Source organism: Polaromonas eurypsychrophila (assembly GCF_014641715.1).
Taxonomy (GTDB): Bacteria; Pseudomonadota; Gammaproteobacteria; order Burkholderiales; family Burkholderiaceae_C; genus Polaromonas; species Polaromonas eurypsychrophila.
Window position 1 is genome coordinate 350,684 of the sequence record NZ_BMIG01000003.1, and the last position, 8,185, is coordinate 358,868.

The following is an 8,185-nucleotide window of genomic DNA, read 5'->3' on the forward strand; positions in this document are numbered from 1 at the left end:
GACTGGCCTTTTAGCGAGCCCCAGCGACCGGAGACAAGCATGTACACCCAATCCCTTGACGTACCCGACGGGACGACTCCAGCGCTGGCGGCCGTGGTGGCCGCGCCTGATGCGCTGCAAACCCGCTTCGACGAAAAAATCGACGCCGACCAGAAGATCGAGCCGCAGGACTGGATGCCCGAGGCCTACCGCCGCACCCTGGTGCGCCAGATCAGCCAGCATGCGCACAGCGAAATCATCGGCATGCAGCCCGAGGGCAACTGGATCTCGCGCGCACCTTCACTCAAGCGTAAGGCGATTTTGCTGGCCAAGGTGCAGGACGAAGGCGGCCATGGCCTCTACCTGTATTCCGCCGCCGAGACCCTGGGTACCTCTCGCGACCAGTTGCTCGACGCGCTGCACACCGGCAAGGCCAAATACAGCTCCATCTTCAACTACCCGACCCTGCTGTGGGCCGATGTCGGCGTGATCGGCTGGCTGGTCGACGGCGCAGCCATCATGAACCAGGTGCCGATCTGTCGCTGCTCTTATGGCCCCTACGCCCGCGCAATGATCCGCATCTGCAAGGAAGAAAGTTTTCACCAGCGCCAGGGCTTTGAAAGCCTGATGGTGCAAATGCGGGGCACGCCCGAGCAGCGCGCCATGGTGCAGGATGCGGTGAACCGCTGGTGGTGGCCGGTGCTTGCGATGTTCGGCCCGCCTGACGCGGCCAGCACCAACAGCGCCCAGGGCATGCGCTGGGGCATCAAACGCCTGTCCAACGACGAATTGCGCCAGAAATTTGTTGACGCCACAGTGCCGCAAGCTGCGATTCTCGGCGTCACTTTGCCCGACCCCGACCTCAAGTGGAACGAGGAGCGCCAGCAGCACGACTACGGCGCCATCGACTGGGACGAGTTCTGGGAAGTTGTCAACGGCAACGGCCCGTGTAACAAAGAGCGGCTGGCCAATCGCGTGAAAGCGCATGACGACGGCCAGTGGGTGCGCGATGCGGCGCAGGCCTATGCCGCCAAACAGCGCGCACGGGCGCTGAAGGAGGCGGCATGACTACCCCGCAAAATGAGTGGCCGCTTTGGGAGGTGTTCGTGCGCAGCAAGCAGGGGCTGGAGCACAAACATTGCGGCAGCCTGCACGCGGTTGATGCGCAGCAGGCGCTGCAGATGGCACGCGATGTTTACACCCGGCGCCAGGAGGGCGTGAGCATTTGGGTGGTTCCGTCCAGCACCATCACTGCCAGCGAACCGGACGACAAGGCCGAATTCTTCGAGCCCATGGCCGACAAGATTTACCGGCATCCGACTTTTTACGCGATCCCCGACGAAGTGGGCCACATGTGATGAATGCCGTCGCCTCTTCTGTCCATGCCTCACTGAAACAATTGCTGCACCTGGCCGACAACGCGCTGGTGCTGGGCCAGCGCAATGCCGAGTGGTGCGGCAACGGGCCGGTGCTCGAAGAAGACATCGCTCTCGCCAACATGAGCCTGGACCTGATCGGCCAGGCGCGTATGTTGTACCAGCACGCCGCAACCGTCAGTGGAGGCGGCGCCTCGGAGGATTCGCTGGCCTACTTCCGCAATGCCGACGACTTCCGCAACTTCACGCTGCTCGAACTGCCGCATGCCTCGGCGACGTCGGAGCGCGACTACGCGGTGACGATTGTTCGCAACTTCCTCTACAGCGCCTTCATGCTGCTGCAGTGGGAGGCGCTGCAGGCATCGAACGATGCGCAGCTTGCAGGCATCGCCGGCAAGTCGCTCAAGGAAGTGCGTTACCACTTCCGCCATTCGCGCGATTGGCTGATTCGATTGGGTGACGGCACGACCGAGTCGCATCAACGCACGCAAGCCGCCCTGAACCAATTAATGCCTTACACGGCGGAATTCTGGACTTCTGATAGGCCGGCGCTGCGAGCGCCATGGGACGGGTTGGTCAACGATGCACTGAAAGAAGCCGGGTTGCTGCGCCCGTCTGTTCAAGCCAGCCTGCCACACGGCAAGACCGGCCAGCACAGCGACCACCTGGCGCCGCTGCTGGCCGACATGCAGTCGCTGGCGCGCGCCCATCCGCGGGCTCTATGGTGAACGCTTCGCGCTCACCACGAGCTTCAGGAAGCTTTTATGGAACACCCCCCCCAAACGGGTGGTGGTGGTGGTGATGCAGGCCGCCAGCCGGGTGCAGCAGGTCTGGGACGCGCTGGACGCGGTGCCCGACCCGGAAATCCCTGTCGTGTCGATTCGCGAGCTCGGCATCCTCCGAGACGTGCGCGAAGATGATGAAGGTCTCGAAATCATCATCACCCCAACCTATAGCGGTTGCCCGGCCATGGACCAGATCGCCGACGACATCCACACGGCACTTGCGCAGCAGCAGCTCAGCGCGCGCATCACCACACAGCTCGCTCCGGCCTGGACCACCGACTGGATCACGGCGGCCGCCAAAACCAAGCTGCGCAGCTATGGCATTGCGCCGCCACACACTCTGGTACCGGGCAGCGACAAAGTCATCCGCTTTGCGCCACGCCATGCTGCCGAAGCCGTGGCCTGCCCGCAATGCGGCTCACTCAACACCACCGAAACCTCGCACTTTGGCTCCACCGCCTGCAAGGCGCTTTACAAGTGCCTGGACTGCCTGGAACCGTTCGACTACTTCAAAAGTTATTGATGCCCCCACGTTCGCTCACTCCGTGTAGCTCTCTGCCCCCCGAGGGGGCGATACGCCTGCGGCCCGGCAAAGCCGGTTCCGCGGCCCCGGCTGGTCAAGAGAACACCGGCAACTGACTTCACATGTCCTACTTCCATTCACTCACCATTTCACGCGTCACACCCGAAGCCGCAGGTGCCGTGGTGCTCAGCTTTGCGATCCCGCCCGAGCTGCAGGATCTCTACCGCTTCAATCCAGGGCAGTTCCTCACGCTCAGAGCGACCATAAACACCGAGTCGGTACGCCGTAGTTATTCGATCTGCAGCAGCACGCAACTGCTGGCCGCGCGCGGCGAAATCGAGGTGGGCATCAAACCGGTTGAAGGCGGCGCTTTTTCCAACTGGGCCACGCACTTACAAGCCGGCGACACCCTGGACGTGATGCCGCCCGAGGGCCGTTTCACGCCGCGCATCACGGGCGCGGTGCACCGCGTGGGCTGGGCCGCGGGCTCGGGCATCACACCGCTGCTGTCCATCATCGCCAGCACGCTGGCCGGCGAAACCGACTCCACGTTCACACTGGTGTACTGCAACCAGCGCAGCAGCTCCATCCTGTTCAACGAAGCGCTGCAGGACCTGAAGGACCGCTACCCGGCGCGCCTCAATTTGATCCACCTGCTGTCGCGCCAGGCGCAGGAAGTCGCACTGTTCAATGGTCGGCTCGATGTGGCCAAAGCCAGCCAGTTGCTGGCCAGCCTGATTCCTCCTGCTGGCATCGCCGAGACTTTCATTTGCGGCCCCGAGGCCATGATTGAGGCTTGCGAGCAGGCGCTGCGGGCCGCAGGGGTGCCGCGCGAGCGCATCCACAGCGAACGGTTCACGAGTTCCGTCCAGCCCGCAGACGCCATCAATTCACTAGCTGTTCACGCCCGCCAGCAAAGGGCTGAAGGCCAAAATGGCTTGCAATCCGGAAGCGTTGCGGGCCCCATCCGCCTGTCGGTGCAACTGGACGGCAAATCGTACGAACTGCGCATGCACGACCATGAACGCGTGCTCGACGTGGCGCTGGCGGCGGGGTTGGACCTGCCCTATAGCTGCAAGGGCGGCGTCTGTTGCACCTGCCGCGCCAAGGTGATTGCAGGCCAGGTTCACATGGAAAAAAACTTCACGCTGGAAGACTGGGAAGTGAAAAAAGGCTTTGTGCTGAGCTGCCAGGCGCGGCCACTGAGCGACAGCGTTTCCATCAGCTATGACGATCGTTAGGGATTTATCAATGCGGACTTGATTCGCAATCCATGCGCATGGACCACGCCGGTAGTTGTTGATGCATGGATCCCGGGTCCAGCCCGGGATGACAGTCAGCGCGTGCGCGAGTTCCAGACGTGCAATTCGAAAAAAGCGTTCTGCGCCGCTATTTTCATCTGGCGGAAAACCGCGCGCGTGGCGTGCTCAGCGGCCTGCTCCCAGCGGGCAATCGCCTGCAACTCTTCGCTGGACCGCAAGTCAGCCGGATTTTCGGCGCGCAGGGAGCGAACGGCCAGCCATTCCACATAAGCACCGCGCACAGCGGATGCGCCTCCCAGCGCGTGCTCCAGCACCTCCACGAACTTTTGTTCGGCAGACTCGCGCTGTGTTGCAGTGAGTCCGTCGGCTGACTGCAGCGACGCGTTGTAGTTGCTCTGCATATACATGGAGGGGTGGGCTCGCAAGGTGAGAAAAACACAATTTTATCGCCAACAGGCCCGCCGGCCGCGCTCAATACGTGAGCGCCGCGCTTTTGCCCCAGAACACGCGGTAGGCAAACACGGTGTAGCCAATGATCATGGGCAGCACCACCGCCGCACCGACCAGAATCACACCCATGGCAGCCGGTGCCGTCGCAGCCTGCCAGATGGTGATGCGGTCTATCACCAGCCACGGAAACAGACTGTAGGCCAGGCCGTAAAACGCCAGCAAAAAGACACCCACCGTAGCACCAAAAGGGACCCAGGCGCCATATTCATTGCCCTCTGCAAGACGCACCGGCAGGCGCTGCAGGCTGCGGTAAATCACCGCGAACAACACCGCCGTCGCGGCCGGAATCGGGATCAGCAGCACGATGTTGGGAAAAGAAAACCATTTGGCAAAAATGCTGGGGCTAACCAGCGGCGTGGCGATCGAGATCGCGGCCACGCCAGCCATGGTGAAGAGCAGGCTGGCACGCGCCCAGCGCACTGCGTGCAGCTGCAGCGCACCTTCGGATTTGATGATCAGCCAGCCCGCACCGAGCAGGCAGTAGGCGGCGACCAGCGCCAGGCCGATCACTGCATTGAACAGCATCACCCACCACGTCGATGCAAAGCCTGTGATCAGCGAACCCAGCATATAACCCTGGGACCAGCTGGCCAGCAGCGAGCCGGTGTAGAAGAGGCGGTTCCACAACGGCTTGTGCGCGGCCCGCGCCTTAACTCGGAAGTCAAAGGCCACGCCACGCAAGGTCAGGCCGATCAGCATGAAAGCCACCGGCAGATACAGCGCGCCCAGAATCACGCCATGCGCCATCGGAAACACGGTCAGCATGATGCCTACGCCCAGCACCAGCCAGGTTTCGTTGGCATCCCAGAAGGGGCCAATGCTGGCAATCATGCTGTCTTTGTCGTCGTCGCTGGCGCGGCGCATCAGCACACCCACGCCCAGGTCGTAACCATCAAGAATCACATAGGCCAGCATTGCCAGGCCCATGACCACCAGAAAAACAATCGGCATCCAGCCGGCGGCCTGCGTCAGGTCGGGCGCAAGATCAAGCATTGGCAGCTCCTTCCTTTTCCGGGTAGTTGACGACGTTGAGTTCCCTCTCGGTGTCGCCGGCGGTGTTACCGTCGCCAAAGGGCTTGTCGGCGTGTTTCTTGTGACGCGCCAGGTGAAACACCACCGAGATATAGGCGACGATCAGTGCCGCATACAGCGCGAGGTACAGGGCCAGGGTCAACGCAATACGGGGTGCGGGGACCTGCGATGCCGCCTCGGCCGAGGTCAGCACACCGGTCACCAGCCAGGGCTGGCGGCCAATCTCGGTGACATACCAGCCGGCGATCAGCGCTATCCAGCCGGCAAAGGTCATGGCCACCAGCATGCGCAATTGCCAACGCTTCAGCTCCTGCGGGGGAACAACCTCTTTACCAGCCAGGGCCGCGGGCCTGGCTTCGCCGGCCCGCAGGCGCAGCGCCACCTCGGGGGGCAGTGAACCACGCGGAGCGGGGAACGTGGGGGCTGTTTTTTTCCACGGTGCGAGCTGAAAGGCACTGGCCCAGCTGACCAACAGCATCAGCATGCCCATGCCAACCATGATGCGAAACGCCCAGAACACCGGCGCCACCGGCGGGTGTTTGCCTTCAAACTGATCCAGACCCTTGATCTCACCGTCCCACGAATGGGTCAGGTACAGCGACGCCAGTTTTGGAATGGCGATTTCGTAGCGGTTTTCCTTGGCCTTTTCATCGGGCAAGGCAAACAGAATCGCTGGCGCCCCTTTTTCGGTTTTCCAGATGCCCTCCATGGCGGCCAGCTTGGCGGGCTGGTGCTCCAAAGTGTTCAGGCCATGCAGGTCACCGGCGATGATCTGCAGCGGAATCAGCAGGGCGGCAAGATAAACACCGGTTTTCAGGCTGGCCATCACTTCAGCGGTTTTGTCATCGCGCAGCCAGCGGTAGGCCGAAATACCCGCCACCAGAAAAGCCACGGTCAGGCCCGAGGCCAGCATCATGTGGGTGAAGCGGTAGGGAAAGGACGGGTTGAAAATCACCTCCAGCCAGCTCGTCACATGCGCTTGACCGTTGATCATCTCGAAGCCGGCAGGCGTGTGCATCCAGGAGTTAAGCGCCAAAATCCAGAAGGCCGACAGCGTGGTGCCCCCCGCGACCAGCAGGGTAGCGATGGTGTGCATGCGCTCACTGACCCGTTCACGCGCAAACAACATCACACCCAACATGGTCGCCTCCAGAAAGAAGGCAGTGAGCACCTCGTAGGCCAGCAAGGGCCCCGCAATGTTGCCGACTTTTTCCATGTAACCGGGCCAGTTGGTGCCGAACTGGAAACTCATGGTGATGCCGCTGACCACACCGAGCGCAAAAGTCAGTGCAAAAATTTTCACCCAAAACTGGTAGGCGTCCATCCAGTGCTGCTGGCCGGTTTTGACAAAACGCAGCTTGAAAAACAGCAACACCCAACCCAGCGAAATGCTGATGGTGGGGAACAGGATGTGAAAAGTGATGTTGGCCGCAAACTGGATGCGGGCCAACAGGAATGCGTCGAGACCGTCCATCATCAACTCCGGTTATTTTTTTCGGGACTATTGGCCAGTGGGGCTGCCAGCTTGGGTGCGGCGGCGCGGCCTGTCAGCCCGGCTTTGACCGTGCTGCTCACCTTGTCAGTGAGCTCCAGCAGCTTCTGCACCTTGGCGCCCATCTTCATGAGTTTGATCAGCGTGGTCGAATCCATCTTCTGCACGTCTGCCAGCCAGCCGGTCATGAGTTCGACCAAGTCATGCATCTGCTTCATGCGCGCCTGGGCGTGGATGTCATCGCTGGTGGACGGCTGCTCCATCAGCGCGTCGCGCAGCATGGACAGGGTGGGGTCAATCTCGCGTTTGCGCCGCTCTTCAGCCAAGGTGCGAAAAATTGCCCACACGTCTTCGGGCGCCTGAAAGTACTCGCGCCTGTCGTTGGGCAGGTGTTGCAGCCGCACCAGGTTCCACGATTGAAGCTCTTTCAAACCCATGCTGACGTTGGAGCGTGAAAAAGCCAGCGCCTCGCCAATCTCGTCTGCATTGAGCGCACGCGGCGACACATACAGCAGCGCATAAATCTGCCCCACGGTGCGGTTGATGCCCCAGCGGCTGCCCATTTCGCCAAAATGCAAAACAAAACGCTGGGTCAGGGGGGCGAGGTTCATGGTTTTAGTTTATTGAATTTTCAGGAATTACTGAAATTATAGGAAGTCAATGATGAAAATCAAGTCGATGTTGTTTTCCATGGCGCTCCAAAGGGTTTTGCGGCCTGTCAAAAAGATGGGGGCCGTCCAAATGAGGGATGCACGGTGCGCCCAGCAACACCTAAACTCGCGGCTGCGGGGTTTGGCGCTTATTTATTTGGCTGAGGAGTGGCGGTGAAGATCGAATATTCTTTTAAAAACAATAACTTGAGCGTTTTTAGCAGGCCCAGAGTATTGAGCACGGCCAGTTTATCGAGCAAGTTTTGCTCTATGCGTTAAGTTAAACCGCAGATGAAGCGCTCTCTCGCATACCCACTTTCTGTCATCGCTGTTCTTGCAGCATGCTTCGGCACGTATAGGCTTGGTCTGGGCGTCGGGGCGGCTCACGCTAAGGAAGCGTTCGGCTCAGTTCTCGCATCAGTCCAAGCGGACCTGGGCTTGACCAAATTACGAAGGCTGCGCGTGTTGGAGGCAGACCTTGCCCGTGGTTGTTCGAAGGAAGCTTTGGCAAAGTGATCTTGCCCCCGAAAAACGTACTCCATAGCTGATGTGAAAATTCAGTAATTGGAGATGAGA

9 protein-coding genes are annotated in these 8,185 nt (G+C 60.7%); 5 read left to right on the plus strand and 4 right to left on the minus strand.

From position 1 onward, the window contains the following. Positions 1-39 precede the first annotated feature (39 nt). The 5 genes from paaA (at position 40) to IEX16_RS06635 (ending at position 3,904) form a co-directional block, all read left to right on the plus strand. Positions 40-1,047, plus strand: a complete 1,008-nt coding sequence (paaA, locus tag IEX16_RS06615) for a 1,2-phenylacetyl-CoA epoxidase subunit PaaA (protein ID WP_188707549.1) — start codon at positions 40-42, stop codon at positions 1,045-1,047. Continuing rightward, positions 1,044-1,337: a 1,2-phenylacetyl-CoA epoxidase subunit PaaB gene (gene paaB / locus IEX16_RS06620; RefSeq protein WP_188707550.1), complete on the plus strand. Its 294-nt coding sequence runs from the start codon at positions 1,044-1,046 to the stop codon at positions 1,335-1,337. The genes paaA and paaB overlap by 4 nt, the downstream gene beginning before the upstream one ends. Next, positions 1,337-2,083, plus strand: a complete 747-nt coding sequence (paaC, locus tag IEX16_RS06625; protein WP_188707551.1) for a 1,2-phenylacetyl-CoA epoxidase subunit PaaC — start codon at positions 1,337-1,339, stop codon at positions 2,081-2,083. The genes paaB and paaC overlap by 1 nt, the downstream gene beginning before the upstream one ends. 73 nt (positions 2,084-2,156) lie before the next feature. Continuing rightward, complete coding sequence (gene paaD / locus IEX16_RS06630; protein ID WP_188707552.1) at positions 2,157-2,663, plus strand: 1,2-phenylacetyl-CoA epoxidase subunit PaaD; 507 nt, start codon at positions 2,157-2,159, stop codon at positions 2,661-2,663. A gap of 122 nt (positions 2,664-2,785) precedes the next feature. After that, entirely contained in the window at positions 2,786-3,904 is a 1,119-nt protein-coding gene (locus IEX16_RS06635) for a 2Fe-2S iron-sulfur cluster-binding protein (protein ID WP_188707553.1), read from the plus strand. 95 nt (positions 3,905-3,999) lie between these two features. Here the strand turns inward: IEX16_RS06635 and IEX16_RS06640 are convergent, their stop codons facing one another. The 4 genes from IEX16_RS06640 to IEX16_RS06655 all read right to left on the minus strand — a co-directional run bounded on the left by IEX16_RS06640 (position 4,000) and on the right by IEX16_RS06655 (position 7,570). After that, positions 4,000-4,332 carry a hypothetical protein gene (locus tag IEX16_RS06640; protein ID WP_188707554.1) on the minus strand — a complete coding sequence of 111 codons (333 nt, stop codon included), beginning with the start codon at positions 4,330-4,332 and terminating at the stop codon, positions 4,000-4,002. Positions 4,333-4,396: 64 nt separating this feature from the next. Then, on the minus strand, positions 4,397-5,428 hold the full coding sequence (locus IEX16_RS06645; protein WP_188707555.1) for a cytochrome d ubiquinol oxidase subunit II: 1,032 nt from the start codon (positions 5,426-5,428) through the stop codon (positions 4,397-4,399). Next, complete coding sequence (locus tag IEX16_RS06650; RefSeq protein ID WP_188707556.1) at positions 5,421-6,941, minus strand: cytochrome ubiquinol oxidase subunit I; 1,521 nt, start codon at positions 6,939-6,941, stop codon at positions 5,421-5,423. Before IEX16_RS06650 ends, IEX16_RS06645 begins: the two co-directional genes overlap by 8 nt. A gap of 2 nt (positions 6,942-6,943) precedes the next feature. Further along, positions 6,944-7,570: a GbsR/MarR family transcriptional regulator gene (locus IEX16_RS06655; RefSeq protein ID WP_188707557.1), complete on the minus strand. Its 627-nt coding sequence runs from the start codon at positions 7,568-7,570 to the stop codon at positions 6,944-6,946. Between the last annotated feature and the right edge of the window lie 615 nt (positions 7,571-8,185).

Excerpts from the sequence above, each read along its gene's own strand:
- paaC (WP_188707551.1), top strand. The coding sequence starts at position 1,337 with ATGAATGCCGTCGCCTCTTCTGTCCATGCCTCACTGAAACAATTGCTG.
- IEX16_RS06640 (WP_188707554.1), bottom strand. The coding sequence starts at position 4,332 with ATGTATATGCAGAGCAACTACAACGCGTCGCTGCAGTCAGCCGACGGA.
- IEX16_RS06645 (WP_188707555.1), bottom strand. The coding sequence starts at position 5,428 with ATGCTTGATCTTGCGCCCGACCTGACGCAGGCCGCCGGCTGGATGCCG.
- paaA (WP_188707549.1), top strand. The coding sequence starts at position 40 with ATGTACACCCAATCCCTTGACGTACCCGACGGGACGACTCCAGCGCTG.
- IEX16_RS06650 (WP_188707556.1), bottom strand. The coding sequence starts at position 6,941 with ATGGACGGTCTCGACGCATTCCTGTTGGCCCGCATCCAGTTTGCGGCC.
- IEX16_RS06655 (WP_188707557.1), bottom strand. The coding sequence starts at position 7,570 with ATGAACCTCGCCCCCCTGACCCAGCGTTTTGTTTTGCATTTTGGCGAA.
- paaD (WP_188707552.1), top strand. The coding sequence starts at position 2,157 with ATGCAGGCCGCCAGCCGGGTGCAGCAGGTCTGGGACGCGCTGGACGCG.
- IEX16_RS06635 (WP_188707553.1), top strand. The coding sequence starts at position 2,786 with ATGTCCTACTTCCATTCACTCACCATTTCACGCGTCACACCCGAAGCC.
- paaB (WP_188707550.1), top strand. The coding sequence starts at position 1,044 with ATGACTACCCCGCAAAATGAGTGGCCGCTTTGGGAGGTGTTCGTGCGC.